The organism is Streptomyces drozdowiczii (assembly GCF_026167665.1).
Lineage (GTDB): Bacteria > Actinomycetota > Actinomycetes > Streptomycetales > Streptomycetaceae > Streptomyces > Streptomyces drozdowiczii_A.
The window spans coordinates 805138-831698 of record NZ_CP098740.1; the positions used below are offsets into that span (position 1 = coordinate 805138).

Consider the following 26561-nt stretch of genomic DNA (forward strand, 5'->3'; position numbering starts at 1 on the left):
CTCAGTGCCCGCCTTCCTGCTTCGGCGGCATGCAGCCGGTCGCCGGGGGTGTGTTCGCGGGCAGGTAGTTCTTCGGGACGACCCCGCAGACGTAGTTGTCGAACCAGCGGCCGTTGCCGAGGGTGTTGCCGACGAGCCGGTTGTAGGAGCCGGCGAGCGCGAGGACCTGGTCGAGGCTCTTGCGGTTCTTCTTGAGCACCTCGGTGACCCGGCCGAGCGCCTTGAGGGTCGGCTTCAGCTGCTTGTTGTTGTCGGAGACGAGACCGGTGAGCTGGGTGCCCAGGTCGCGGGTGCCGGTGAGCAGCAGGTGGATGGAGTCGCGGCGGGCCTGGATCTCGCCGAGGAGCAGGTTGCCGTCGTCCAGGAGGGTTTCGAAGCCGCTCTTCTTGTTGGCGAGGGTCTTGGTGAGCTGCTTGCTGCCCTTGAGCAGGGTCGCCAGCTGTGCGTCGCGTTCGGAGACGGTCTTCGACAGCGCGGAGAGCCCCTTGGCGGCGCTCTTCACGTCGGGCGGGGAGTCCTTGAAGGTGGCGGAGATCGTCTCGAAGCTCTTGGCGAGCTGCTTGGTGTCGATCTCCCCGATGGTCTCGCCCAGTCCGTTGAACGCCTGGGTGACGTCGTACGGGGAGGTGGTGCGGGAGGCGGTGATGCGCTCGTCCGGGTCCTGCGGGGCGTCGCCGAGCGGGTCGACGGCGAGGTATTTCTCGCCGAGGAGCGTCTTGATGGCGATGCCGACGGTGCTGGCGTTGCCGATCCAGGCGTCCTTGACCTTGAAGGTGACCTTCACCTTGGCGCCGTCCAGGGAGACGCCGGTGACCTTGCCGACCTTGACGCCGGCGATGCGGACCTCGTCGCCCTCGCCGAGTCCGGCGGACTCGGTGAAGTCGGCGGTGTAGGTGGTGCCGCCGCCGATGAAGGGGAGCGAGTCGGCCCGGTAGGCGCCGAATCCGATCAGGGCGAGCAGGAGCAGGCCCACGATGCCGACGGCGACGGGGTTGCGGTGGCGTATCGGCTTGATCATGACAGGCACCTCGGCTGGGTGATCTCGATGCCGGTCGGCGGGGTGCTGCCGTCGCTCGTCGTCACGCCGCTGACCCTGGCCTCGCAGAGGTAGAGGTTGAGCCAGGAGCCGTACGAGGTGAGGCGGCTGATGGCCGCCATCTTGGCCGGGGTCTTCTCGAGGAAGTTCTCGATCTTCGGGGTGTTGTCGGCCAGGTTCCCGGAGAGACGGCCGAGCTGCTTGATGTCGTCCTTGAGGGGTTTGCGGCCGTCCTCGAAGAGGTCCGCGGTGACCGTGGTGAGCGCGCCCATCGCGGTGACGGCCTCACCGAGGGGCTTGCGGTCGCCCGCGAAGCCGGTGACGAGGGCCTGGAGGGTGTCGACCAGGTCGTTGAAGCCGGCTTCCCGGTCGTTGACGGTCTTCAGGACCGAGTTGAGGTTCTTGATCACCTCACCGATCACCTTGTCCTTGGCGGCGACCGTGCCGGTCAGCGAGCCGACGTGCTGGAGGATCGAGTCGACGGTGCCGCCCTCGCCCTGGAGCACCTGCACGATGGAGCCGGCCAGCTCGTTGACGTCGGGCGGCGAGAGCCCTTCGAAGAGGGGCTGGAAGCCGTTGAAGAGCTGGGTGAGGTCGAGCGCCGGGGTGGTCCGCGACAGCGGGATGGTGGAGCCCGGGGCGAAGCTCTCGCCGACGGGGCCCGCGCCCTGGTCCAGGTCGATGTAGCGCTGGCCGACCATGTTGAGGTACTTGATCGACGCGGTCACGGAGGCCGGCAGCTTCTTGCTCTTGCGGACGCTGAAGCGGACCTCGGCGACCCGGCGGTCCGCGACCTTCACGGACTCGACCTGGCCGACCTTGACGCCGGCCACGCGGACGCTGTCACCGACGATGAGCCCGGTGGCGTCGGTGAACCGGGCCTTGTACGAACGGGTCTCGCCCACACCGGTGTTGGCGATGGACAGGGCCAGGACCGTGGTGGCCAGGCTCGTCACCACGATGAAGACGATCGATTTCGCGAGCGGTCCCGCGAGGGAGCGGCGCTTCACTTGAGCTTCACCTCCACACCGCGGAAGGCCGGGCCGATGAGCACGCTGCTCCACTCGGGCAGGGCCTGCGGCCGGACTTTCAGGGAGGGAGCCACCAGCTCGTTGACGAGCCGGCTCTCCTGCGGCGAGTTGGGCATGCCCAGCGACGGGTCGGCCGCCGGGACCTCGACCGGCGTGGCCGGGTCCGGGTCGGCCGGGGCGGTGTCGGCGGCGGTCCTGGCGTCGGCAGTGGGCACGGTCTGGCCGACGTAGGGGATGGAGTAGCAGTGCGGTCCGCCGGTGGCGTTGTACACCGGGGTGTCCTGGCCGGCGACGTACTTCCCCTTGGAGGGAACGGTCTTGAGCGTGACGTGCAGGCCCGGCTGGTCGGTGCCCTTGCCGAGCGCCTTGTCCATGGCCGGGACGAAGTTGGCCACGGTGCGCAGGGTGCAGGGGAACTCCGAGGAGTACTTCGCCAGGGTCTCCAGGGTGGGCCTGCCGCTGGCGGCGAGCCGGATGAGGTTGTCCTTATTCCGCTGGAGGAAGGCGGTGACGTCGCGGGCGGACGCGGTGGTGGAGCCGTACACGTTGGCGAGGTTCGCCTGCTGTTCGGCGAGGGTGCCGCTGGTGGTGGTGAAGTCGGTGAGGGCGTCCAGGACGTCGGGGGCGGAGTCCGCGTAGAGCCGGCTCACCTTGACGAGTTCCTTGATGTCCTCGTTGAGCGTGGGGAGTTGGGGGTTGAACCTCTGGAGGTGGGCGTCCAGCTTCACGAGGGTGTCGCCCAGCTTCTCGCCCCGGCCCTCCAGTGCGGTGGAGACCGCGTTGAGGGTGGCGGACAGCTTCTCCGGCTTCACGGCGGTGAGCAGCGGCAGGACGTTGTCGAGGACCTCTTCCAGCTCGATGGCGTTGCTGGAGCGGTCCTGCGGGATGACGTCGCCGGCGCCGAGGGTCTTCGTGGAGGGCACGGGGGGCGGTACGAGGGCGACGAACCGTTCTCCGAAGAGGGTGGTGGGCAGCATCTGGGCGGTGACGTCGGCCGGGATGCGGTCGAGCTTGTCGGGCTTGATCGCGAGGGTGAGCCGGGCCCCTTCGCCGTCGGCCGAGATGTTCCGGACCTGGCCGACGACGACGCCGCGCAGCTTCACATCGGCGTTCTCGTGCATCTCGTTGCCGACGCTCGATGTGCGTACGGTGACGGTGGCGTCGTGCGTGAAGTCCTTCTCGTACACCGAGACCGAGACCCAGATGAGGACGGCGGGCACGAGGAAGAGGGCGACCCCGGCGGTTCTGCGGGTGGTGGTCCGGATGGCGCGGGATGTCATCAGCCGGCCACCTTCACCGTCGTCGTGGCGCCCCAGATGGCGAGCGAGAGGAAGAAGTCGGTGACGCTGATGAGCACGATCGCGTTCCGCACGGACCGGCCGACGGCCACCCCGACCCCGGCGGGCCCGCCGGTGGCGTGGAAGCCGTAGTAGCAGTGGGCGAGGATCACCATCACGCTGAAGATCAGCACCTTGAGCACCGACAGGAGCACGTCCGCCGGGGACAGGAAGAGATTGAAGTAGTGGTCGTAGGTGCCCGCGGACTGCCCGTTGAACAGGACGGTGACGTACCGCGAGGCGACGTACGAGGAGAGCAGCCCGATCGCGTACAGCGGGATGATCGCGACGACCCCGGCGATGATGCGCGTGGTGACGAGGTAGGGCATCGAGCGCACGCCCATCGATTCGAGGCCGTCGACCTCCTCGTTGATGCGCATGGCGCCGAGCTGTGCGGTGAAGCCGGCGCCGACGGTCGCGGAGAGGGCGAGTCCGGCGACGAGCGGGGCGATCTCGCGGGTGTTGAAGTACGCGGAGATGAAGCCGGTGAACGCGGCGGTGCCGATCTGGTTGAGGGCCGCGTACCCCTGGAGTCCGACGACCGTGCCGGTGGCCAGGGTCATCGCGATCATCACGCCGATGGTGCCGCCGACGACCCCGAGGCCGCCGCTGCCGAAGGCGACCTCGGCCAGGAGGCGCTGGACCTCCTTGAGGTAGCGGCGCAGGGTGCGCGGAATCCAGATCAGTGCCCTGATGTAGAAGGTGAGTTGGTCACCGGATCTGTCGAGCCAGCCGAGCATTGACATGGGTCAGCTCCCCTTCGCGGGGACGATCTGGAGGTAGATCGCCGTGAGGACCATGTTCACGAAGAACAGCAGCATGAAGGTGATGACGACGGACTGGTTGACCGCGTCGCCCACGCCCTTCGGGCCGCCGCGCGGGTTGAGGCCGCGGTAGGCGGCGACGATGCCCGCGATGAAGCCGAAGATCAGCGCCTTGACCTCGCTGACGTAGAGGTCGGGCAGCTGGGCGAGGGCGGAGAAGCTGGAGAGGTAGGCGCCCGGGGTGCCGTGCTGGAGGATCACGTTGAAGAAGTAGCCGCCGAGGGTGCCGACGACCGAGACGAGGCCGTTGAGCAGGACGGCGACGAGCATGGTGGCGAGCACGCGCGGGACCACCAGGCGCTGCACGGGCGAGACGCCCATGACCTCCATGGCGTCCAGCTCCTCGCGGATCTTCCGCGAGCCGAGGTCGGCGCAGATCGCGGAGCCGGCGGCCCCGGAGACCAGCAGGGCCACGATGATCGGGCTGGCCTGCTGGATGACGGCGAGGACGCTGGCGCCACCGGTGAAGGACTGGGCACCGAGCTGCTGGGTCAGCGAGCCGACCTGGAGGGCGATGACCGCGCCGAACGGGATGGAGACCAGGGCGGCGGGCAGGATGGTCACGCTGGCGACGAACCAGAACTGCTCGATGAACTCCCGCACCTGGAAAGGGCGTCGGAAGGTCTCCCGGGTCACGGTCCCGGCCAGCGCGAACAGCCGTCCGGTCTCGCGCAGGGGCGCGGCGAGCCTGCTGGGGCGCGGGGCCTGCGGCGCCTTCGCGGGCTCCGGGGCGCGGTCCACCGGCTCCGGTTCACCGGGGGGCCGTACGGGCATGGGGGCGGTCACCGGCGTCCACCGCCCACGACGGGGCTGTAGCTGTTCAGGATGGCGGTACGGGCCGCCTCCGGCAGCTCGCCCAGCATCGACATGACGCGTTCCCGGCGGCGGAGGGCGCCCTGGCGCACCGGCAGGCCGGGCGACGGCTCCAGCTGGGGGACGACGGTGCGCGGGGCGTTGGCCGAGCTGATGCCCTGGCTGTAGCCGTTCAGCTCCTCGGCGGCGAGGGTGGCGGCGTCCTTCTCCTCGGACATGCCGATGGGCCCCTCGCAGCGGCCGGCGAGGAACTGGTTGACGACGGGCAGGTCGCTGGTGAGCAGCACCTCGCGCGGCCCGAAGGTGACGAGGTTGCGGCAGAACAGCATCCCCATGTTGTCCGGCACGGTGGAGGCGATGTCGAGGTTGTGGGTGACGATGAGCATCGTCGCGTCGATCTGCGCGTTGAGGTCGACGAGGAGCTGGGAGATGTACGCGGTGCGGACCGGGTCGAGCCCGGAGTCGGGTTCGTCGCAGAGGATGATCTGCGGGTCGAGGACGAGGGCCCGCGCCAGGCCGGCGCGCTTGCGCATGCCGCCGGATATCTCACCGGGAAGCTTGTTCTCCGCGCCCAGGAGGCCCACGACGTCGATCCGCTCCATGACGATGCGGCGGATCTCGGATTCCTTCTTGCGGGTGTGCTCCCGGAGCGGGAACGCGATGTTGTCGAAAAGCGACATGGACCCGAAAAGGGCGCCGTCCTGGAACATGAGACCGAAGAGCTTGCGCGTCTCCATGATGTCCCGCTCGGAGCCGTTCACCATGTCGACGCCATTGACGAGAACGCGCCCGCGTTCGGGTTTGAGGAGGCCGATGATGGATTTGAGGAACACCGTCTTTCCCGTCCCGGACGGGCCGAGCATGACACTGACCTCGCCTGCGGGAAGCGTGAGCGACACATCCTGCCAGATGTTCTGCTTGCCGAAAGACTTGGTGAGCCCCTCGACCACTACTTCGATTCCCATCCCACCTCCTGCATGCGCTCACGAAGTGACAGAAGTGCGCCGAAGGGCGCACGTTAAGTTCACCGGCACCGCCAGGACAAGCCCTTGAGCAGCCCATTCGCAAAGATCCGGACCGTTTGTCATCGGTTGACAAATTCCGGTTCCGATCTTGTGAAGTACTGCGTACTGCCGTCCGTCGGTGCAGGCCGGAACCCCGCGGCCCAGGGGGCCGGATATGCGTCCGGGCCCCTGCCGACGGGTGAGCAATCTCCGGACGCGCCGGAGGAGTTGCTGACGGAGGTGACGCTACGGGTGGGTAACCTGGGCCGCAATACCAGGTCATCAAGTTTTCGCGCGAGAGCGCGAAGGGGGTGATTCTTTCTCATCGACTGAGCAGAGCGGCCGGAAAAACTGTCGCCGAGTGACAAGTTCCGGGGCCGGACGGCGGGTCCCGTACGCCGCACAGCGCCTCGAGAAGCGCTCGGGACCGGCTCGAATACACAAGTGGCAGGCGGCATTCCGCATATCTGGCCGGCCGGAGTCGTGGCGGCGCCCGCGAGGGCCTGCGCACGAAGTGACAAGAAGGCCGGATCCCGTACTCATCCCTGACGGATATGTGCGCCCCGTCCATAGATTCTCATACGACGGGATTGTGTCCCGGTGTTTCCCGCCAGTAACCTCACGGCTCGGTGAATGGGATTTCGTATCGGCCCCGTCCGACGCCGTCCCGGCACCCGCATTCCGCATTCCGTGCTCAATTCGCTGCGCACATCGGAAACAAGGGGAAGACATGAGAACCTCGAACCGGGTACGTGTGGGGCTGTTGGCCTCCTTCACCGCTCTCGCCGCCGTCGCCTCCATCGGGTCGGCCACCGCCGCCACCCAGCTGAACGGCGACTGGGCACCCTTCAGCCGCTGCCCGGTGGACGACCCGGCCATGCTGGCGGCGGACGGGGCGACGGACATCGCCATCTGCGTCACCTCGCACTCGGCGAGCGGCTCCATCAAGCTGGGCAACACCGTGGTGCCGGTCGGCGCCAGCGACCTCCAGATCGGCGTGGTCAACCACCCGGGCGCCGTCTCGACCGTGGTCTCCCCGAAGGGGGGAGCGCTCGTCGCGGACTCCGCGAAGGTGCCGGGCGGCCTGCTCGGCCTGATGTGCCCCAGCGACGTCCCCGTGATCACGGGGATCTGCAACACGCTCACCGACGTCAAGCTGAACCGGGTGACGGCGACCATCGAGTCGGTCAACACCCCGACCGGCTTCCAGCTCCTGGCGGGCGCGACCACCGGCAAGCCGATCATCACCCTCCCGGTCCGCATCCACCTGGAGAACCCGCTCCTGGGCGACAAGTGCTACATCGGCTCCTCCTCGGACCCGATCCTGCTGAAGCCGCAGAACCTGACCCAGCCGGCCGTCACCAGCGAGAACTTCGCCGGCGACGGGACCCCGGACCCGAACGGCCCGATGAGCCGGCTCAGCCTCCAGGGCGCCACCCAGACCGACACGACGTACGCGGTCCCCGGCACCAACGGCTGCGGCCTGCTCGGCTCGTTGAACTGGGCGGTCAACCTGAAGACGGGGCTGCCGTCGGCCGCGGGCAAGAACAGCGTCACGCTGGACAACGCGCAGACCGACGTGGCGGCGATGAGCGCCCCGGGCGACATCGCCCCGAACGCGGGCAAGGTCATGTCGCAGTACTGGCACTCGGCGGTGCGGTAACCGTCCTCGCGTCCGGAGCCCGAAGGGGCCACCTCCCTCGCGGAGGTGGCCCCTTCGGCGTGTGCCGGACGGGCGGGGGTTACGACTTGGGCTTCGTGCCGGGCAGTTCCGCCGGCGGGGGCGGGCAATAGGAGCTCTCGGGGAAGCTGGGGATGCAGGTCGGCCCCTGGTTCATGAAGATCCGGTTCCCGGGCCCCGAGATCGCGGCAGTGAAGAGCGGATCCAGATCTTCGCCGTCCGTGCCGCAACCGCTGAAGGGCGGGATGGTGACCTCACCGTCCAAACGGCCGCCCAGGGCCACGTTGATATACGCCGACCCGCCGTTCAGCACGACCTTGAACGGCTTTTCCGTCCTGCAGTTGCTCCCCACATCCAACGGTGTGCCGTTCACCTTGACATCGTGCAGGCGCAGGGACTGTTTGAAGTAGACCGTGGAGAACTGAGTGTGGGGACCGTAACCGATGTTGCCTGTGGAGATGGTCATGGGGCCGGTCTCGAAGGACACTTTCGCCGTCACCGGCTGGAAGCCGAAGGTGAGGAAGGTGGATTCCGCGTCCGGAAGTTTGATGTTCGCAAGGTTGTCGATCCGGAGATAGTATCCGTTGCCGTCCGGGTCGTCCGGATCAGCCGCCTGGCGGCTTGATATGACCTTCGTCGACAGGACCGCGACGAGCGCCGGGTGACCGGGATCATTGACGATCATGGCACCGTTCAGCTTCTGCACGTTGGCGAGACCCAGCGCGTTGGCACACATGAAGACACCCGGGAGGGTTGTCTGGGCGACGGGGCCGCCCGGCGGGGGTTGTGGTGCCTCGCTCGCGTCCAGTTCTCCCTCCGGCGGTTCGACAGGACAGAACTCGGGGCCCTCGTCGCCCTCGGCTTCCGCCGGCTCCACCGAGATCTCCTTCTCCTCCGCCCGGCCGGAGCCATGCGCCGGAGGGGTGGGCGTCCCGGGGGTGCCCGACGGCTCGGCACTGGTGCCGTCCGTCACACGCGTGGTCGCGAGGTGTCCGTTCTCGCCCTCCTTCAACCGGCACGTCACCGCGGTCAGAGGCGGCGCGGTCCTGTCGGGCTCCGTCGTGGCGGACCGCAGCTCGATCGTCAGCTCCTCGACGGAGAAATCGACGTCACCCGCGGAACTCAGCGTCACGTAGGGGACCTCACCGGAGTGGACGAGCGCTACGTCACCGTCGACGGAAAGGGGGGTACTCGGCGCGTTCAGCTCCCAGGGGGCCACGGTCGACTCGCCGTTCTGGGCGACTTTCACCTTGAGCGCCGCCCGGCTCACGACCGCCTCGGTGCCTTCCGGCAGCAGCCCCGCGAGGTCTGCCCGCGAGAGGGTGACGGTGAGCGTCGCGGGTCCGGGCTGTACCGGACGGCCGACCTCACCGGTCGCCGGGACGTCCACCGAGACGCCGACCGCTGCCGCAACGGTGCTCGTGTCGCCGTCCTCTGCTCCGCAGACCGCGGCGAAGCCGTCCGGTCCCGGGCTCTCATCAGCGGCCGAACCTCCGCCGGACAACAAGCCGGCGAGGAGGGCGAGACCGGCGACGGAGGCGACCCTCACGGAACGCCCCGCACGGGTCGCGTGAATCAGAGTGTGCATAACGGGCCAGTCCTCCACGGCGTGCGATGGGTCGTACAACTGCGGGAGCGCCCGCCCGCGGGCGCCGGAACCAAGAAGGCCGGGCCGGCCGCGAAAAGGCTTCGCGGCCGGCCCGTACCCGTGTGCTGCTGGAGCCTTACGGCGTCGTGATCTTCGGCGAGGTGCCCGTCGAGGTCACCTTGACGAGGTACGAGGCCTTGAAGGAGGCCACGTCGCCGTTGTTGATCAGGCCGAGGCAGTTGGCGTTGGACGCCTTCAGCTCCGTGCCCGAGCCGTCGATGACCAGCCTGCCGGTGCTGTTGTCGTAGTACCCGTACGCCTTGCCCTTGAAGTCGGCCACGCAGCCGAAGCCGGTGATGTGGGCCGAGATGCCGGTGACGTTGCCCTTGACCCGGTTGGCGTTCGAGGGGTCCACCCCGGTGACGTTGATCGTCCACGGCGTCGCGGTCATGGAGACGGTGAAGGTGATGCCACCGACCGAGCAGCTGGTGAAGCCGATCGTGCCGATGGTCGCCATGTTGGCTCCCGTGGCGCTGGTCGCGGCGACGTTGCCCGCGGTCACGTTGGAGGAGGCACACGTCAGGGTCGCGGCGGGGACGGTCAGCGTCGGGTTGGCCGCGCTGGCGGTGTACGCGCCGTTCGGGGTCGCCGACCAGGAGGCCGTGGCGCCGGCGGAGGCCGAGGTGGCAGCCATACCGAGGGCGGCACTGGCGGCGGTGGCGATGATGGCGGCTCTACGTGCAAGGGTGTTCACGGAATCCGGTTCCCTTCGAGGGTGTGTGACCTACACCGGGGGCCACTTCCGGCCGGGTGAGCGGCGCTCCCGGAGTGGGGGGTCACGAGACAGGAATGTGGCAGTCCGGCCTGACGGACTGCTCGACCTCTTGCGTTCGGCGATGACGCTACGGGCGAGTAATGTCGCTCCGCAACACGCTGGAACAAAGAATCTCCACAATCGTCGTTGTCTCTCAGAAATTGCTTGCGAGGCGAGTACGGCGCGCGGATTTTTTATCGAGAAGTGAGCAGTTCCACCGAGGCGGACACCCCCGCCCCTGCTCACCCGGTGAGGGTACGGCCTCCGCTGCCACCCAACGCCCCACGTCACAGCCCTGCCGTACGGCCTCCCCCGGCACATCGCCGCACTCTTGACTTCCGCCCGCCGGCGCAGTGGAATTCACCGCGAATAGCGAGGACGACATTGTTCGGGGAGTCCGGAAGCGCACCTGGGAGCCCCCGCCGCATTACCGGAATCCGGGCCCCCGCATCAGCACCGCACGAGTCATCCGCGAGTCGGACGCGAGTGCGGAGGCCCACCGAAGCGGTGGCTGAAACCAGCCGATACATGGCCCATACATTTCGTCTTGTCCTGCCTGTGTTCAGAGCCACATACGTGGACTATCTTCGGCAGCCGAAGTCTGTACGCACCTGAGAACGGCTGGGAGCGCTCTCCCGTCCGTCACCCCCCATCGGGCGCCGAAGAGCAAGAAGGGGTCAAGGTATGCCGGGAGTTGCGCAACCCTCGGAGCTGGGAGAGCCGCTGGGACCGCTGCCGCAGGAGTTCGCCACGATCGTGCGGCCCGAACTGCCCAGCCTCATCAAGGAGATCGGCCTTGAGGTCACCCGCGCCTACCCCGAGTACGCGCGGCTCCTCGACGGCCCGTACGGCCAGGGCATCCGGGTCGGTGTCGAGCAGAGCATCTCCGTGTTCGTGGACCAGGTGGCCGAGCCGGCCGCCCCCTCCGCGCTGCGCGACGAGATGTGCCGCAGGTTCGGCCGGTTCGAGGCGTACGAGGGGCGCAGCCTGGACCAGTTGCAGGGGGCGTACCGGTTGGGCGCCCGCGTGGCCCTCCGCCGGGCGAAGAAGATCGGCAGGCGCTACAACCTCTCCCCACCATGATGCTGACGTTCGCGGACGCGTTGTTCAGTTACGTGGACGAGCTGGAAGCCCTGTCGCGCGAGGGGTACTTGGAGGTGCGGTCGGCCTCCGACGACCACACGGACACCTTGCGGCGCAGACTGCTGCACCTGATCCTCGCCGGGCGGCCGGTGCCGCGCGTGGCCATCGCCGAGCTGTGCGAGCAGACCGGCTGGACGCTGCCGGACGAGGTGACGCTCGTCGCCGTGCGCCCGTCCCCCGATCTGGACCGGCTGGCGATCGACCGTGACGTACTGGTCGACTTCACCGATCCGCAGCCGCACTTACTCATCCCGGGCCCCTTCGACGACATGCGAAGACGGATGCTGGAGCACGCCCTGCCGGGCGTCCGCGCCGCCATCGGCCTGACCGTCCCGTCGTCGCTGGCCTCGGACTCCATCCGCTGGGCCCGGCGGGTGCTGGAACTCGTGGACGCGGGCGTCATCGACGACGCGCCGGCCATCCTCTGCGACGACCACCTCATCACCCTGTGGCTGCTCTCCGATCCGGTCCTCCTGGACCAGCTCGCGCGCCGCGAACTCGCCCCGATGGCCAACATCAGCGCCAACCGGCGCGAACGGCTCATCGAAACGCTGCGGATCTGGCTCGACACCCGTGGCACGGCGGCCCAGATGGGCGAACTGCTCGACGTACACCCCCAGACCGTCCGCTACCGGATGCGCAATCTGGAATCGATCTTCGGCGATCAACTGGTCGATCCGGAGGCGCGGTTCTCCACGGAGACCGTGCTCCGCGCCATGCAGCTGCGGGCCCGCAGCAACGACACACCCATCTGAACAGCGCGACGCGTCCTCAGCCCGACGAGCACCTCACGCGAAGTCAACCTACTTGCTGGTAAGGGGAAATAGCCGGTCATTCCCAAACGGTTGCCACACGGAGACGTACTCAACGCGAAACCAGGAACTGCGTCTCGTTATATGGAGTGGAGTCGGTCCGCCCACCCGGCGGTCCGACGCCCGACCTCCTGGCCACCATCGAGAGGGAACCCCCATGACCGCCTCGCACCTGCTCGTCCCCGTCCCGATCCCGGACCGCATCGCCGCGCTCATCGGCGCCTGCACCCCCGCGCACATCCTCCAGGCCGAGTTCGACGCCGACTGCGCCGCGCGCGAGGTCCGCAGGTTCCGCGGGCCCCGGCTGGGCATCGAGGACCAGGCCGACCGCGAGCAGGCCCTGTCCGAGCTGGCCCGCGCCAACAAGGTGCTCGCCGCCCATCACCCCCGGCTCGTGGTGCGCCCCGGCTCCGCCTGGTGACCTCGCACGACGGCCTGTCGCGCACCTTGCGAAGAGACCGCCGCACCCTTACCTTACTCAAAAGTAAGTTTACTTCAGAGTAAGGAACTGGCGTGGCCGACAACAGCAGCGGCAAGGTCACCGACGAACTGGCCGCCCTCGACTTCGCGGCCGTCTCCCCCGAGGAGTTCGCGCGGATCGTGAAGGGCCTGTCCGCCAAGCAGCTCACCGAGGTCATGCACGGGGAGCTGCGCACCCGGGTGCTCGGCGAGGTCTTCGGCCGGATGAAGCAGCAGTTCCGCCCGGAGGCGGCGGGGGCGCTCACGGCGCTGATCCGCTGGAAGATCACCGGCGACACGGAGGCGGTCTACGAGACCTCGATCGCGGACGGCACCTGCACCGTCAGCGAGGGCCGCTCGGAGGCGGAGCCGCGTACGACGCTGATCATGGCGGACGCGGAGTTCCTGAAGCTGGTCTCCGGCAACGGCAACCCCGTCACCATGTTCATGATGCGCAAGCTGAAGGTGGCCGGTGACGTCGGCCTGGCCTCGGGGCTCACCCGCTACTTCGACATCCCGAAGGCGTGAGCCGATGAGCTACTTCTCCCTGGCGCTCACCGAGGACCAGCAGGACCTGCGGAACTGGGTGCACGGCTTCGCCGCCCAGGTGGTGCGCCCGGCGGCGGCCGAGTGGGACGCCCGCGAGGAGACGCCCTGGCCGGTCATCCAGGAGGCCGCGCGGATCGGCCTCTACGGGTTCGAGTCGCTGGCCGACATGTACGGCGACCCGTCGGGGCTCTCCCTCCAGATAGCCAACGAGGAGCTGTTCTGGGGCGACGCCGGCATCGGCATGGCCCTGTTCGGCACCTCGCTCGCGGTCGCCGGAATCTTCGCCTCCGGCACCCCGGACCAGCTGGCCGAGTGGGTACCGCAGTGCTACGGCGACGAGGACGACCCGAAGGTCGCCGCGTTCTGCGTCTCCGAACCGCAGGCGGGCTCCGACGTCTCCGCGATGACCACGAAGGCCCGGTACGACGAGGCGAAGGACGAGTGGGTGATCTCGGGCCAGAAGGCGTGGATCACCAACGGGGGCATCGCCGAGGTCCATGTGGTCGTCGCCTCGGTCGACCCGGCGCTCGGCGCACGCGGGCAGGCCGCGTTCATCGTGCCGCCCGGCACCGAGGGCCTGGCGGCGAGCCGGACCATCAAGAAGCTGGGGCTGCGCGCCTCGCACACCGCGGACGTCTTCCTGGACGACGTGCGGGTGCCGGGGCACTGCCTGCTCGGCGGCAAGGAGAAGCTGGACGCCCGCCTCGCCCGCGCCCGCGAGGGCTCCACCGCGAAGGGGCAGGCCGCGATGGCCACCTTCGAGGTCAGCCGCCCCACGGTCGGCGCCCAGGCGCTGGGCATCGCGCGGGCCGCGTACGAATACGCGCTGGAGTACGCGGGCGACCGCGAGGCGTTCGGGCGGCCGATCATCGAGAACCAGTCGATCGCGTTCGCCTTGGCCGACCTGCGTACCGAGATCGAGGCGGTACGGCTGCTGATCTGGCAGGCCGCGTGGATGGCCCGCAACGACCGCACCTTCGACGCCGGACAGGGCTCCATGTCCAAGCTCCGCGCGGGCGAACTCGCGGTGGCCGCCACGGAGAAGGCCGTCCAGATCCTGGGCGGCGCCGGATACAGCCGGGAGCACCCGGTCGAGCGGATGTACCGCGACGCCAAGATCTACACGATCTTCGAAGGGACCAGCGAGATCCAGCGCCTCGTCATCGCGCGGGCGATCTCCGGGCGGCACATCCGCTGAGCGCGGGGGCGGCGGGCGGGCGCGGGACCGGGCCAGCGAGGATGGGCGGGTCCGTACCACCGCCGCACCCGGGGGAAACGCCATGCCCGCCGTCCCGCGCCCGTCCGTCCTCTTCGTCACCGACCTCGCCTACGAGGCGCGCGGCCGGCGCTACTGCGACGAGGACATCCGGCTGACGGCGCGGCTGCGCGAGAGCTTCGACCTCGCGCTCTGCCATCCGCGCGACGCCGCCGCCCTGCTGGACGGCTTCGACGCCGTCGTCGTACGCAACAGCGGCCCGGTCCTGCACTACCAGGAGGCGTACGACGCGTTCCGGGCGCGGGCCCTGGAGCTGGGCAGCCGGGTCTACAACCCGCTGACCGGGCGCGGGGACATGGCGGGCAAGCAGTACCTCGTGGATCTGAGCCGGGCCGGGTACCCGGTCATACCCACCGTGGACCGGGCGGCGGACCTCGGGCTGCTCCCCGAGGCCGAGGGCTATGTCGTCAAGCCGAAGCGGGGCGCGGACTCGGTCGGGCTCAGCTTCGTGGCGACACCGGAGATCGGGTCCGGGGCGGACGGCACCCTGCTCGTCCAGCCCCGGATCGACTTCCGCTACGAGGTGTCCTTCTATTACGTGGACCACGACTTCCAGTACGCGCTGTACGCCCCGGACCCGGAGCGGCGGTGGGTGCTTGAGCCCTACGGGGCGAGCGAGGCGGATCTGGCGTTCGCCCGGTCGTTCGTGGAGTGGAACACGCTGGACCACGGCATCCAGCGCGTGGACGCCTGCCGGACGGCGGACGGCGACCTGCTCCTCGTAGAACTGGAAGACCTCAACCCGTATCTCTCGCTGGACCGGGTAGCCGCCCCCGTACGGGAGGCATTCGCCGCCCGGCTGACGCAGTCACTGCGGGACATGCTCGCCTGACACGTCCGGGCGTTCCCCGCATGCGGGTGACACGACGCGATGTGAGGGTGCAAAGGTGACCACTGCCAGCGAGACCGCCCCCGCCGCGCAGAGTGCCGCCGCGCCGCCCGTGCTCGATCCGCGCCGCCGCAACATCGTCTTCGCCACGATCGTGCTGGGCATCCTGCTGGCCGCGCTGGACCAGACGATCGTGGGCACCGCGCTGCCGACGATCGTCTCGGACCTCGGGGGCGCCGCGCACATGTCCTGGGTGGTCACCGCCTATCTCCTGGCGGAGACCGTGGCGACGGTGCTGGTCGGCAAGTTCGGCGACCTGTTCGGGCGGAAGATCGTCTTCCAGCTGTCCGCGGTCATCTTCATCACCGGCTCGTTCCTCTGCGGACTCGCGACGAACATGACGCTGCTGATCGTGTGGCGCGGTCTCCAGGGCATCGGTGCCGGCGGTCTGATGGTCACCTCGATGGCGCTGATCGCCGATGTCATCCCGCTGCGCGACCGCGGCAAGTACCAGGGCGCGATCGGCGCCGTCTTCGGTGTGTCGACGGTGATCGGTCCGCTGCTCGGCGGGCTGTTCACCGACCATCTGACGTGGCGCTGGGCGTTCTACGTCAATGTGCCGATCGCGATCGTGGTGGTCATCGCGGCCGCCCGTACGATCCCCTCCGTGAAGGCGGCCGGTCGGCCGGTCATCGACTACCTGGGCATCGCGATGGTCACGGTCGGGGCCAGCGCCCTGATCCTCGCCACCAGCTGGGGCGGCAACGAGTACGCCTGGGGCTCCGGCGTCATCATCGGCCTGTTCGTCCTCGGGCTCGTGGCGCTCGCGCTGTTCTGCCTGGTCGAGTTCCGGGCGAAGGAGCCGATGCTGCCGATGCGGCTCTTCGGCAACCCGGTCTTCACGGTCTGCTCGATCCTCAGCTTCATCGTCGGGTTCGCGATGCTCGGCGCGATGATCTTCCTTCCGACGTACCTCCAGTACGTGGACGGCGACTCGGCGACCCTGTCGGGGGTGCGGACGCTGCCGATGGTCGTCGGTCTGCTCGCCGCGTCCATCTTCAGCGGCAACGTGGTCAGCAAGACCGGCCGCTACCGGATCTTCCCCATCATCGGCTCGCTGGTCATGGCGGTGGGTCTGTTCCTGCTCTCCCGGATGGGCCCGGACAGCGGGGTCTGGCTGGAGTCGCTGTACATGCTGGTGCTCGGCATCGGCATCGGGCTCTCCATGCAGGTCCTCACGATCGCCGTGCAGAACACCGTGGACTACGCGGACCTCGGCACGGCCACCTCGGGCGTCACCTTCTTCCGTACGCTCGGCAGCTCCTTCGGCACCGCCGTCTTCGGGACGATCTACGCGAACGCGCTCGGCCCGCACCTGAAGGACGGGATCACCGAGGCCGCGCGGGCGGGCGGCGATCCGGCCGTGCTGGCCAGGGCGTCCCAGAGCCCGGAGGGGCTGCACGCGCTGCCCGGCTCCCAGTCGGCGCCGCTGGCCCAGGCGTACGCGGACACCCTGCACACGGTGTTCCTGTGGACGGTGCCCGTGGCGCTGCTCGGGTTCGTCGTCGCGCTGTTCCTCAAGCAGGTGAAGCTGCGCGACACCGTACGGGCGGGCTCGACGGACATGGGTGAGGGCTTCGCCTCGCCGAACACGCAGGACCCGGCGCGGCTCCTCGAATTCTCGGTGGCCAAGGTGCTGCGGCGGGTGGACCCGGAGACGGCTCGGCGGATCGTCGCGGAGTCGGACACCCGGCTCGACATGGCGGGCGCCTGGGCGGTGATGCAGGTCGAGCTGTTCACGCGGATGGTCGGCCACGCGGGGCTCCGGCTGATCGCGTCCCGGCACCGGATCCCCCGGAGGTCCTGGTGCCGGTCTTCGACCGCATGATCGAGGAGGGCTTCCTCACCGGGGACGGCCATCTGTTCCAGCACACCGCGGCCGGCAGCCGTGAGGCGCGGACCATCACGGACGCCTGGGCCCGCTGGCTCAACGACCAGCTGGGCGAGGACGGCGAGCGCCCGGACGACGCCCGGCTGCGCGCCGCGGTCGACGTGATCGCGAAGCGGCTGCTGGCGGAGGACCTGACGCAGGAGCTGGCGCCGGTGGCCCCGGCGGGCGCGCCGGTCTGAGGAGGCCGCCCCCTCTTCAGTCCGCGAAGACGGCGGTCTCGTACACCCAGGCGCCCTCGTACCGTACGAAGCGGCTCTTCTCGTACAGGGAATCGGCGCTCCCGCCCGCCGTGTAGTGGGCGCGGAAGGTGACCGTCCCGGTGGTGTGGAAGGCGCTGCCCTCCGTGGTCTCCAGGACCTCCAGGCCCTGCCAGCGCTGTCCGGGGTCGAGGTCGAGCAGGTCGGGGCGGTGGTCCGGGTGCCAGGTGCGCAGCAGATAACCGGCGTCCCGGACGACGAAGGCGGCGTACCGCGACCGCATCAGCGCCTCGCAGGTGGCGGCTGGGGCCCCGCGTGCAGCCGGCCGCAGCACTCGGCGTAGGCGGCGGGCAGCCCGCAGGGGCACGGCGAAACCGCGCTGATCTCGGGGAGGGGGGCGGTGCGGGGGCTCGCGGCGGACGGGCGCCGGGAGCGGGAGGTGCGTCGGGACATGGGTCCATTGTGACGTGCGCGGATGCGCGGCCCCGACGGGCGGCTCAGGTCAGCAGGAAGTCGGCCTGGCCGGCCTTGGCGCCCTGGATGAACGCGGCGATCTCGTGGTGGGTGTAGATGAGGGCCGGACCGTCGGGGTCCGCGGACTGGCGCATGGCGATTCTCCCGTCGGCCAGTTTCATGGCCTCGACGCAGTTGCCGCCGTTGCCGCCGCTCCAGGGCTTGTACCAGCCTTCGGAGCCGAGGTCAGCGGCGGGCATGCCGTTGTATATGGGTGTCATCACAGCTCCTTGCGGAAGTCCCGGAGGAGTTCCTTCGTGCGTTGTGCAGTCGCGGCCTGGGCCGCCATGCGGTCCATGACCTCGAGGTAGGAGGCCACCTCCGGTCGCGCGTCGAAGTAGACGGCCCCGGTCAGATACTCGCTGTAGACCATGTCGGGCAGTTCGGGGACGGCGAACCGGAAGAGCACGAACGGCCCGTACGTCCCCGGGTGGTGACCGGTGGAGAACTCCGCGATCTGGAGCGTCACGTTGGGCATCGCCGTCGACTCCAGGAGCTTGTCCACCTGGGCGCGCATGATCTCGACGCTGCCCACCGGACGGCGCAGAACGGTTTCGTCCATCACCACCCACAGGCGTGGGGCGTCCGGTCGGGTCAGCAGGGACTGCCGTTCCATCCGCAGCGCCACATGGCGCTCGATGTCCTCCGGCCGGGTCTGGCCGACGGCTCCGGTGCGCATCACCGTCCGCGCGTAGTCCTCGGTCTGGAGCAGTCCGGGGACGAAGTGCGGCTCGTACATGCGCAGGAGGCTCGCGGCCCCCTCCAGGCTCACGTACATGCTGAACCAGTCCGGCAGCACGTCGTGGAACCGCTGCCACCAGCCCGGCCTGTTGGCCTCCTCCGCGAGTTCGACGAACGCGTCGTTCTCCGCGTCGGAGATCCCGTACGCCTTCAGCAGTGCCTGGACATAGGGGATCTTGAGCGCGACCTCGGCCGTCTCCATCCTGCGGACCGTCGCCGCGGTCACACGCAGCACCTTGGCGGCCTGGTCCCGGCTCAGGCCGGCCCGCTCCCGCAGTTCCTGCAGACGCTTGCCGAGAACGACCTGGCCCACGGTCGGGGCGGACCGCGGTTCGCTCACTTCAGACCTCCCCCATGTGCTGTATCTGGGTGCAGTGTGCCATGCGCCCGCTGTCAAAGACACAGCCACTCTGGAATTTTCAGAGTGCCCCTTGCCAAGTGTTCGTGACAGGTAGAGAGTTGGGGTACGAAACCAGTTGACCTGTCGCGCCCTCGGCCTTTTCGAAGATCGCGAAGCGTGACGCAGCCCCCACTGTGAGGATTCGGTCGTGGCACCTGGCAGTGCGCTCATCCCCCGGCTCGCGGAGACCGGCCCGGGGACCGAAGCGCTCCGGCACTGCTTCGCGCTGCCCGCGCGTCCCGAATCGGTCGCCGTCGCCCGGCGCCTGACGAAGGCCCGGCTCGGCGAGTGGCGCGCCGGCGGCGACACCCTCGACGCCGCGGTCCTGATCGTGTCCGAACTGGTCACCAACGCGGTGGTGCACACCACCAGCGCACGGATCCTGTGCGAACTGCGGTGCCTGGACGGCCGACTGCGCGTCTCCGTGCAGGACCAGGGACACCAGCCGGACGGACCGCACCTCGGCAGAGGCGCGGACGACGAGCACGGACGCGGCCTGCTGCTCGTCGACTCACTGGCCCGCTCCTGGGGCTCGCGCGACGCCGGGGACGGCTCGGGCCGCATCGTCTGGGCAGAACTGCCGCACGGCTCGGAGCACTCATGCTGAAGAACGCCATGAACCACTTCCTCGGACACCGCCGCTCCCGCGAGCCCGCCGGATCCCCCGGCCGCGTCCAGCTGCCGCTGCCCACGACCCTCTCGGCGAGCCTCGGCTGCGACGCGGTCGGGGTGCCCGCCCGCCACGGCTTCCGCCTGATGTCCCATCTGCCGCGCACCGGGTGCGTCTTCGCGGACACCGAGCGCTGGTGGTGGATCGTGCCGGCCGGCTCCGACCTCGACCTGGACTGGCCCGAGCAGGTGGCGTATGCGCGGGGCGCGTGTGTGCCCGCGGTACGCCCCCGGCTCATCCATCAGCCCGACAGCCGTACGCCCTACACCCCGCCCATCCCGCTGTTCCTGATGGTCTGCCAGGTGACCGGTGTGACGCCGTCGTGGACCCAGGCGTACGGGCCCCGAGCCGTCTCCGCCCCCTGATCCCGGCCGCGCTCCGGCCCCTCCCCGCCCCGGTCACCCTGCGTTGTCAGTGGTCGGTTCTACTGTGGAACCACTGATCGAAACCCGTGGAATACGGGGCCAACGGGTGTGAAGGGGGCGGGGCTGTGCGTGCTGTGGAGCCTTTCGAGGGCGGTGCGTCGCGGTTCGCGGAGACCGGGGCGGACGAGGACACGTTCGTCTTCCCGGAAAGCTGGCGGCGCCTGGTCCATCCCCGGCGCGGGGGCATCGCGAGGAAGCCGTTGCGGGTGGACGGGAAGCTGGTCGACGCGGTCGCGGAGCGGACGGCCGAGGAGCACGCCTGGATCCAGGAGTATCTGGACGCGCCGCGCAGCGACGCCGCCCTGGTGGCCGAGGTCCGACGCCATCTGGACGGGGACCCCTCCCCGCCGGGGCAGCCGCGGTGGCGGCGATGGTCGGGATGTACGCCCCACCCGGGAACGCCTGGGCGGACAGCTGGGTGCGGCTGCACGGGCTGCCGTTCGCGGCCCGCGCCGCGGTGGAACTGTTCATGATCGAGCCGCACTGGATGCAGAGCGGTCCCCGCCGCTACGACGCGTGGCTGGAAAGGCTCTCCCGCGCACGGGGCACCCACCCGACCGAGTACCGCCGTCAGGCCGCCGACCGGGTCCGGTCCCTGCTCGCCGCCGCCGACGACGAGACGTACCGGGCCACCGTCGACGCGCTCTCCGGCTCCCGGACCGACGCGCACCGGAGAATCATCGCGGCCTACCTGGCGCCCAGCGAGGCCGAGTGGGTGGCCGCCCTGTGCGCGGACCCGGAAGCGACCGGCGAACAGGACGTCGCGCTCGGCTCCCTGATCCTCTGCACGCTCGGCTCACCGGACCAGGCGGCCCTCTTCCCCCGGATCACCGGTTTCGACCGGAGCCCGAAATCGATCGCCACGGCCGCCGAGGGCATCGGCAACTCGCTGGCCCCGCTGCTCGCCGAGTCGCTGAGGACGGGGTACTTCTACGGGGAGGAGCGGCGGAAGCTCGCCCGGGCGCTGGTCGAGTTCCCCACGGACGACGCCTTCGGCGCGCTGCTCGCCCTCGCGGACAACAAGCAGGTGCGCCCGGTCCTCCTGGAGGCGATGGACCGCTTCCCGGCCCGTGCGCTGCGGCTGCTCGCCGCGGACACCCGCGACCGGGCGGACCTCCCGGCTGCCTCGGCATCCGGCCTGCTCCGCACGCACATCGCCCGGCACCGCCCCCTCGTGGAGCGGGTGCTGCCGACGCTGGACGACGGTCTCGCGGCCGTCGTGGAGCCTTTGCTGAACCCGGCCGGCCGCATCGCGGACGCGCCCGCCGACGCCCTTCCCGCCGTACTCACCGCGCCGCCGTGGACCCGGCAGCGGACCGCGACGCGTCCCGTCACCGTCACCGGCCTGACGCCGGACGAGGGGAAGGCCGTGCTGTGGCAGGCCGGTGAGCGGGAGGAGTGGGCGGCCACCAGCAGCTGGTACACCCGGTGCGAGGCGGTGGACGACTGGGAGCAGACGCTCGACTCGCTCCGCTACGGGCTCGACGCGGCGGACCTGCGCCCCGCCTGGGTCTACGTCCACGGGCCCGAGGAGCGGGTCGCACCCCTGCTCGACGCCTGGGACCCGACCGATGTGTGGGAGGCCGCCGACACGCTGAAGCCGGTGGCCGCCCGCTTCGGCCTCGGCGCCCTGCCCCTGCTGCTCCGCGTCGCACCGCGCCGCCCCAGCTCGCTCGCCCCACTGCTGATGCCGTACGTCGACGCCCGGGTCGCCCGGCTCATGGCCGACTGGGCGGTGCGCCTCAAGTCCACGGCCTCCGTCGCCCGTTCGTGGTTCGAGCGGCACGGGGTGCGGGCGGCGCCGCTGCTCGTGCCGGACGCGGTCGGGAAGGCCGGGGCTCCACGGCGCGCCGCCGAGCAGGCGTTGCTGCTGATCGCCGGACTGCACGGCGACGCGGTGGTGCGCGAGGCCGCCGAGGGGTACGGCGGGAAGGCGGCGGACGCGGTGGCCGGGCTGCTGGTCGCGGATCCGCTGGAGCGGGCCCTGCCCGCCGAGATGCCGGAGCTGCAGCAGTGGGCCGACCCGGTGCTGCTGCCGCAGATCGCGGTGGCGTCGGGCGGGGCGCTGCCGACGGAGTCCGTCCGCCATCTGCTGACCATGCTCGCCCTGTCCCGGCCCGGCGAGCCGTATCCGGGGCTCGCCGAGGCGCTCCGGGTGGTGGACCCGGCATCGGCCGCCGACTTCGCCTGGGCGCTGTTCGAGCAGTGGCGCGCCGCCCTCCTGCCCGCCGAGGGGGCGTGGACGCTGCGTGCCCTGGGTGTGCTGGGCGACGACGGGACCGTGCACCGGCTGGCCCCGGTGATCCGCGCCTGGCCCGGCGAGAACGCCCATCACCGCGCGGTGGAGGGGCTCGACGTCCTGGCGGAGATCGGCAGCGACGCGGCCCTGCTCCAGCTGCACACCCTCGCGCAGCGCGTGAGGTTCAAGGCGCTGAAGGTGCGGGCCGCCGAGAAGATCGACGAGGTGGCGGCGGGCCTCGGCCTGACGGGCGAGCAGCTGTCGGACCGGCTGGTCCCGGACCTCGGCCTGGACGCGGACGGCTCCACCGTCGTGGACTTCGGCAGCCGGACGTTCACCGTGGGCTTCGACGAGCAGTTGCGGCCCTACGTCCGGGACGGCGACGGCAAGCTCCGCAAGGACCTGCCGAAGCCGGGGGCGCGGGACGACGCGGAGCTGGCCCCGGCCGAGCGCAAGCGGTTCTCGGCCCTGAAGAAGGAGGTGCGGGCGATCGCCTCCGACCAGGTGCGCCGACTGGAGGCCGCCATGCTGGCGGACCGCTCCTGGACGGCACGGGAGTTCACCGAGCTGTTCGTCGGCCACCCGCTGGTGCGGCACCTGGCGCGCCGGCTGGTGTGGCTGAGCGAGGCGGACGGGGTGACCACGGCGTTCCGGGTGGCGGACGACCGCGGTTTCGCCGGTGTCGGGGGCGAGGCGTTCGCCCTGCCCGAGGGGGCGACCGTGCGGCTGCCGCACCCGCTGCGGCTGGGCGAGGCGGTGGCCGCCTGGGCGGAGGTGTTCGCGGAGTACGCGATCGTGCAGCCGTTCCCCCAGCTCGGGCGCCGGGTGTGCGCGCTGACCGAGCAGGAGGCCGCCGGTCACCGCCTCACGCGGTTCGAGGGGATCAAGGTGCCCACGGGCAAGGTCCTCGGCCTGGAACGGTACGGCTGGCGGCGGGGCAATCCCGAGGACAACGGCGTGGAGCGCTGGATCTCCAAGCCGCTGGGCGACGACCGCCACCTGGTGATCGCCCTCGCCGAGGGCATCGCGGTCGGCGCGGTCGACGTCTACCCGGAGCAGACCCTGGAGACCGTCTGGCTCGACGCCGAACCGTCCGACTACTGGCCCGGCCGCCCCCACGAGCTGCGGTTCGACGGCCTGGACGCGGTGACCGCGTCCGAGCTGCTGGCCGACCTGACCGCGCTCACCGAGGACGCCGCGTCATGACCGTACGGCCCCCAGATACGCCAGCCCCGGATGCGCCTTCACATAGCCGTCCACCAGGCGGTGGGCGACGGAGACCGAGTCGACCAGGGGGTGCAGGGCGAAGGCCCGGACCGCGTCCGCGCGCGATCCGCTCGCCGCCGCGTCCAGCACCGCGCGCTCCACGGCCTTCACCGAGGTGACCAGGCCCACCGCGTGATACGGCAGCGGGTCGACGGAGACGGGGCGGGCGCCGTTGGCGTCGACCAGGCAGGGGACCTCGATCACGGCGTCCGCGTCCAGGACCGAAAGGGTGGACCGGTTGCGGACGTTGAGGATCAGGGTGGTCCGCTCGTCGCGGGCGATCGCGCGCATGAGGGCGAGGGCGACCTGTTCGTAGCCGCCGGACTCCAGGTCGCTCTCCTCGCGCTCACCGGCCCCGGCGACGTCCCGGTTCTCCGACATGTAGGTCGCCTCGCGCTCCGCCCGGGTGCGGTCCCAGGTGGCCAGGGCGGGGGTCGCCGGGTCCTTCATCCGGCCGTAGAAGCCCTCCTGCTGCTCGCGGAGGAAGGCGCCCCGGGTCTGCGCGGCGTCCTGGTAGGCGCGGACGGCCTCGCGGTTGAAGTAGTAGTAGTGCAGGTATTCGTTGGGGATCGCGCCCAGCGAGCGCAGCCAGTCGGCGCCGAACAGCCGGCCCTCCTCGAAGGAGCCGAGCAGTCCGGGGTCGGCCAGCAGGCGCGGGAGTTCGTCGCGGCCGCCGACGTACAGCCCGCGCACCCAGCCGAGGTGGTTGAGGCCGACGTAGTCGACGCGGGCCAGGTCCGGGTCGGCGCCGAGGACCCGGGCGATGCGGCGGCCGAGGCCGACCGGGGAGTCGCAGATGCCGATGACGCGGTCCCCCAGGTGCCGGGACATCGCCTCGGTGACGAGCCCGGCCGGGTTGGTGAAGTTGATGACCCAGGCGTCCGGGGCGAGCCGGGCGATGCGCCGTGCCAGGTCGACGGCGACCGGGACGGTGCGCAGCCCGTACGCGATGCCGCCGGCGCCGACGGTCTCCTGGCCGAGGACGCCCTCGTCGAGTGCGACGCGTTCGTCGGCGGCCCGGCCCGCGAGCCCGCCGACCCGGATCGCCGAGAAGACGAAGTCGGCGCCGCGCAGGGCCTCGTCCAGGTCGGTCGTGGCGCGGACGGCGGGCGCGTCCGGGATGCCGTCGGCCTGTTCGGCGAGGACCCGGGCGACGGCGGTGAGCCGGTCGGGGTCCGTGTCGTAGAGGGTGACGGCCGTGACCCGGCCCTCGGCGTGGTCGGCGAGCAGCGCCCCGTACACCAGTGGAACCCGGAATCCGCCGCCGCCCAGAATTGTCAGCTTCACGCTTCCGCATGGTACGGGGCGCCCCCGGGGGCGCCCCGTACCCATGAGACCTCAGTCGCCGTTCCACCAGCGGGTCACGACGCGCCAGAGCCGGGCGGGCCCGCCGGGCTTGCGCTGGCGCGGGACGCGGCCGGCGGCCGTGTCGTCGCCCGTCGCGCCGGACAGCGCGTCCGCCGATCCGTCGACCGTCGCGGTCGCCCCGGCCGGGGCGCCGGTCGACGGCGCGTGGGCCCCGTCCAGGGGGGCGCGGACCGGGGTCGGGGCGGTGTGCCGTACGGCGGACTGGACCTCCCAGTCCTGGCGGGCCGCGTTGGGCCGGCCCATGGAGGGCGGCTCACGGTCGTCCTGCGGGGAGCGCGGGGCGAATTCGGCGGGCAGCTCCACCAGGTGACGGCTCATGAAGTTGCCGACCCACTGGAGTTCCTTCTCGTCCACCGCGAGTTCGAGGTCGGGCAGCCGCATCAGGAGGGCGTCCACGCCGACGTCCGCGATGGCGCGGCCGATGTCCTGACCGGGGCACTCGTGGGGGCCGCCGCTGAACGCGAGGTGCGAGCGGTTGCCCTCCATGTTGGCGGTCAGGTCGGGGCGGACCACGGGGTCGGTGTTGGCCGGTGCGATGCCGACGATCAGGGCGTCGCCGGCCTTGATGTGCTTCCCGCCCAGCTCGGTGTCGCCGACGGCCCAGCGGCCGAAGACGGCGGTGAACGGCGGCTCGTCCCACAGGGTCTGCTCGACCGCCTCGGGGACGGTCATGTGGCCGCCGCTGAGCCGGGCCCGGAAGCGCGGGTCGGTGAGGACCATGCGCAGGACGTTGGCGATCAGGTTGGCGGTGGCCTCGTAGGACGCGATCAGGATGAGCCGCAGGTGCTCGGCGACCTCCTGGTCGTTCATGTTCGCGGGGTGCTCGACCAGCCAGGTCGCGAAGTCGTCGGCCGGTTCGCGGCGGCGGCGCTCGACGAGGCGGGTGAGCGCTCCCACCACATAGGCGTTGCTCTGGACGGCGGTGGCGGTGCCCTTGATCATGTCGCGGGCCGCCTCGACCATCCGGTCGTTGTACTCCTCCGGCATGCCGAGGATGGCGCACATGACCATCATGGGCAGCCGTTCGGCGAACTCGGCGACGAGGTCGGTGCGGCCCTCCCGGCAGAAGTCGTTGACGAGCCGGTTGCTGTACCGGTTGACGTGGCGCCGCACGCCGCGCGTGTCGATGCGGGCCATGGAGTCGGTGACGGCGCCGCGCTGGCGTTCGTGGGTGGCGCCGTCGGCGAAGACGCAGATCGGCTGCCAGGTGAAGATCGGGGCCAGCGGGTGGTCGGGGGCGACGCTGCCGTCCTGAAGGGCCCGCCAGCGGCGCGAGTCGCGGGAGAACTGCGAGGGCGTACGCGTCATGTGCAGGTTCTCGCTGTGGCCGAGGACCAGCCAGGCGGGCACGTCGCCGTGCAGCAGGACGGGGGCCACCGTGCCGTGTTCGGCGCGCAGTTTCTCGTACAGGCCGTGCGGGTCCTGCTCGGCCTCGGGGCCGTAGAGCCGGCGCAGGCCGCCGGGCCCGACGCCCAGGCCGTGGGCCGGGCACTCGGGGGCGGGACCGGGCCGTGCTCGTAGGGGAAGGGGCTTGTCACGATCGCTCCAGGGGTCGGGCCGCGAGGGCCTGACGGTCGGGGGCGCGGTGGGGACGC

General features: G+C 70.5%; 20 protein-coding genes and 4 pseudogenes. 11 read left to right on the forward strand and 13 right to left on the reverse strand.

The window, feature by feature from the left end:
- Position 1: 1 nt before the first annotated feature.
- The 6 genes from NEH16_RS03660 to NEH16_RS03685 are packed head-to-tail and all read right to left on the reverse strand — an operon-like array spanning position 2 to position 6006.
- Positions 2-1018 carry an MCE family protein gene (locus NEH16_RS03660; RefSeq protein ID WP_073965737.1) on the reverse strand — a complete coding sequence of 339 codons (1017 nt, stop codon included), beginning with the start codon at positions 1016-1018 and terminating at the stop codon, positions 2-4.
- Positions 1015-2046: an MCE family protein gene (locus NEH16_RS03665; protein ID WP_265539153.1), complete on the reverse strand. Its 1032-nt coding sequence runs from the start codon at positions 2044-2046 to the stop codon at positions 1015-1017. Before NEH16_RS03665 ends, NEH16_RS03660 begins: the two co-directional genes overlap by 4 nt.
- Entirely contained in the window at positions 2043-3347 is a 1305-nt protein-coding gene (locus NEH16_RS03670) for an MCE family protein (protein WP_265539155.1), read from the reverse strand. Before NEH16_RS03670 ends, NEH16_RS03665 begins: the two co-directional genes overlap by 4 nt.
- The gene (locus NEH16_RS03675; protein ID WP_073965740.1) at positions 3347-4150 is read right to left on the reverse strand and encodes an MlaE family ABC transporter permease; all 804 of its coding nucleotides are present in this window, start codon (positions 4148-4150) and stop codon (positions 3347-3349) included. The genes NEH16_RS03670 and NEH16_RS03675 overlap by 1 nt, the downstream gene beginning before the upstream one ends.
- Before the next feature lie 3 nt (positions 4151-4153).
- On the reverse strand, positions 4154-5014 hold the full coding sequence (locus NEH16_RS03680) for an MlaE family ABC transporter permease (protein WP_265539157.1): 861 nt from the start codon (positions 5012-5014) through the stop codon (positions 4154-4156).
- A complete protein-coding gene (locus NEH16_RS03685) occupies positions 5011-6006 on the reverse strand; it encodes an ABC transporter ATP-binding protein (RefSeq protein WP_073965742.1) in 996 nt (331 codons plus the stop codon). Before NEH16_RS03685 ends, NEH16_RS03680 begins: the two co-directional genes overlap by 4 nt.
- Positions 6007-6775: 769 nt before the next feature.
- On the opposite strand from NEH16_RS03685, the gene NEH16_RS03690 reads away from it, so the two are divergent.
- Entirely contained in the window at positions 6776-7708 is a 933-nt protein-coding gene (locus NEH16_RS03690) for a hypothetical protein (protein ID WP_265539159.1), read from the forward strand.
- Positions 7709-7787: 79 nt separating this feature from the next.
- Here the strand turns inward: NEH16_RS03690 and NEH16_RS03695 are convergent, their stop codons facing one another.
- On the reverse strand, positions 7788-9275 hold the full coding sequence (locus NEH16_RS03695; protein ID WP_265539162.1) for a DUF6801 domain-containing protein: 1488 nt from the start codon (positions 9273-9275) through the stop codon (positions 7788-7790).
- Between the two features lie 175 nt (positions 9276-9450).
- Positions 9451-10068 (reverse strand): hypothetical protein, encoded by a 618-nt coding sequence (locus tag NEH16_RS03700; RefSeq protein ID WP_265539164.1) that lies wholly within the window; start codon positions 10066-10068, stop codon positions 9451-9453.
- A 744-nt stretch (positions 10069-10812) separates the two neighbouring features.
- Here NEH16_RS03700 and NEH16_RS03705 point away from each other — a divergent pair.
- The 6 genes and pseudogenes from NEH16_RS03705 to NEH16_RS03730 all read left to right on the forward strand — a co-directional run bounded on the left by NEH16_RS03705 (position 10813) and on the right by NEH16_RS03730 (position 17326).
- A pseudogene (locus NEH16_RS03705) lies at positions 10813-12026 on the forward strand (helix-turn-helix domain-containing protein).
- Positions 12027-12240: 214 nt separating this feature from the next.
- Positions 12241-12504: a hypothetical protein gene (locus tag NEH16_RS03710; protein WP_026243061.1), complete on the forward strand. Its 264-nt coding sequence runs from the start codon at positions 12241-12243 to the stop codon at positions 12502-12504.
- Positions 12505-12596: 92 nt separating this feature from the next.
- Entirely contained in the window at positions 12597-13070 is a 474-nt protein-coding gene (locus NEH16_RS03715) for an SCP2 sterol-binding domain-containing protein (RefSeq protein WP_265539167.1), read from the forward strand.
- A gap of 4 nt (positions 13071-13074) precedes the next feature.
- On the forward strand, positions 13075-14289 hold the full coding sequence (locus NEH16_RS03720) for an acyl-CoA dehydrogenase family protein (protein ID WP_265539169.1): 1215 nt from the start codon (positions 13075-13077) through the stop codon (positions 14287-14289).
- 82 nt (positions 14290-14371) lie between these two features.
- Entirely contained in the window at positions 14372-15199 is an 828-nt protein-coding gene (locus tag NEH16_RS03725) for a hypothetical protein (RefSeq protein WP_265539171.1), read from the forward strand.
- Between the two features lie 55 nt (positions 15200-15254).
- Positions 15255-17326, forward strand: a pseudogene (locus tag NEH16_RS03730) (MDR family MFS transporter).
- A 16-nt stretch (positions 17327-17342) separates the two neighbouring features.
- Here NEH16_RS03730 and NEH16_RS03735 read toward each other — a convergent pair.
- The 3 genes and pseudogenes from NEH16_RS03735 to NEH16_RS03745 all read right to left on the reverse strand — a co-directional run bounded on the left by NEH16_RS03735 (position 17343) and on the right by NEH16_RS03745 (position 18938).
- Positions 17343-17797: pseudogene (locus NEH16_RS03735) on the reverse strand (YchJ family protein).
- 44 nt (positions 17798-17841) lie between these two features.
- A complete protein-coding gene (locus tag NEH16_RS03740; RefSeq protein ID WP_073965751.1) occupies positions 17842-18078 on the reverse strand; it encodes a DUF397 domain-containing protein in 237 nt (78 codons plus the stop codon).
- A complete protein-coding gene (locus NEH16_RS03745) occupies positions 18078-18938 on the reverse strand; it encodes a helix-turn-helix domain-containing protein (protein WP_265539173.1) in 861 nt (286 codons plus the stop codon). The genes NEH16_RS03740 and NEH16_RS03745 overlap by 1 nt, the downstream gene beginning before the upstream one ends.
- Positions 18939-19146: 208 nt before the next feature.
- Here NEH16_RS03745 and NEH16_RS03750 point away from each other — a divergent pair, with 208 nt between their 5' ends.
- The 4 genes from NEH16_RS03750 to NEH16_RS03765 all read left to right on the forward strand — a co-directional run bounded on the left by NEH16_RS03750 (position 19147) and on the right by NEH16_RS03765 (position 23538).
- Positions 19147-19605: an ATP-binding protein gene (locus NEH16_RS03750; protein WP_265539175.1), complete on the forward strand. Its 459-nt coding sequence runs from the start codon at positions 19147-19149 to the stop codon at positions 19603-19605.
- A complete protein-coding gene (locus tag NEH16_RS03755) occupies positions 19599-20033 on the forward strand; it encodes a hypothetical protein (protein ID WP_073965754.1) in 435 nt (144 codons plus the stop codon). The genes NEH16_RS03750 and NEH16_RS03755 overlap by 7 nt, the downstream gene beginning before the upstream one ends.
- 125 nt (positions 20034-20158) lie before the next feature.
- Positions 20159-20566, forward strand: a complete 408-nt coding sequence (locus NEH16_RS03760; RefSeq protein ID WP_265539180.1) for a hypothetical protein — start codon at positions 20159-20161, stop codon at positions 20564-20566.
- Positions 20473-23538, forward strand: coding sequence for a DUF4132 domain-containing protein (locus NEH16_RS03765; protein WP_265539182.1), 3066 nt, complete (start codon positions 20473-20475; stop codon positions 23536-23538). Before NEH16_RS03760 ends, NEH16_RS03765 begins: the two co-directional genes overlap by 94 nt.
- Here NEH16_RS03765 and NEH16_RS03770 read toward each other — a convergent pair.
- Both NEH16_RS03770 and NEH16_RS03775 read right to left on the reverse strand, forming a co-directional pair.
- A complete protein-coding gene (locus tag NEH16_RS03770; protein ID WP_073965755.1) occupies positions 23533-24885 on the reverse strand; it encodes a 6-phospho-beta-glucosidase in 1353 nt (450 codons plus the stop codon). The genes NEH16_RS03765 and NEH16_RS03770 overlap by 6 nt on opposite strands.
- Positions 24886-24936: 51 nt before the next feature.
- Positions 24937-26504: pseudogene (locus NEH16_RS03775) on the reverse strand (cytochrome P450).
- Between the last annotated feature and the right edge of the window lie 57 nt (positions 26505-26561).

Coding starts and splice junctions, on each gene's coding strand:
- NEH16_RS03660 (WP_073965737.1), bottom strand. CDS start 1,018: ATGATCAAGCCGATACGCCACCGCAACCCCGTCGCCGTCGGCATCGTG.
- NEH16_RS03670 (WP_265539155.1), bottom strand. CDS start 3,347: ATGACATCCCGCGCCATCCGGACCACCACCCGCAGAACCGCCGGGGTC.
- NEH16_RS03675 (WP_073965740.1), bottom strand. CDS start 4,150: ATGTCAATGCTCGGCTGGCTCGACAGATCCGGTGACCAACTCACCTTC.
- NEH16_RS03685 (WP_073965742.1), bottom strand. CDS start 6,006: ATGGGAATCGAAGTAGTGGTCGAGGGGCTCACCAAGTCTTTCGGCAAG.
- NEH16_RS03690 (WP_265539159.1), top strand. CDS start 6,776: ATGAGAACCTCGAACCGGGTACGTGTGGGGCTGTTGGCCTCCTTCACC.
- NEH16_RS03710 (WP_026243061.1), top strand. CDS start 12,241: ATGACCGCCTCGCACCTGCTCGTCCCCGTCCCGATCCCGGACCGCATC.
- NEH16_RS03720 (WP_265539169.1), top strand. CDS start 13,075: ATGAGCTACTTCTCCCTGGCGCTCACCGAGGACCAGCAGGACCTGCGG.
- NEH16_RS03725 (WP_265539171.1), top strand. CDS start 14,372: ATGCCCGCCGTCCCGCGCCCGTCCGTCCTCTTCGTCACCGACCTCGCC.
- NEH16_RS03740 (WP_073965751.1), bottom strand. CDS start 18,078: ATGACACCCATATACAACGGCATGCCCGCCGCTGACCTCGGCTCCGAA.
- NEH16_RS03755 (WP_073965754.1), top strand. CDS start 19,599: ATGCTGAAGAACGCCATGAACCACTTCCTCGGACACCGCCGCTCCCGC.
- NEH16_RS03765 (WP_265539182.1), top strand. CDS start 20,473: ATGTACGCCCCACCCGGGAACGCCTGGGCGGACAGCTGGGTGCGGCTG.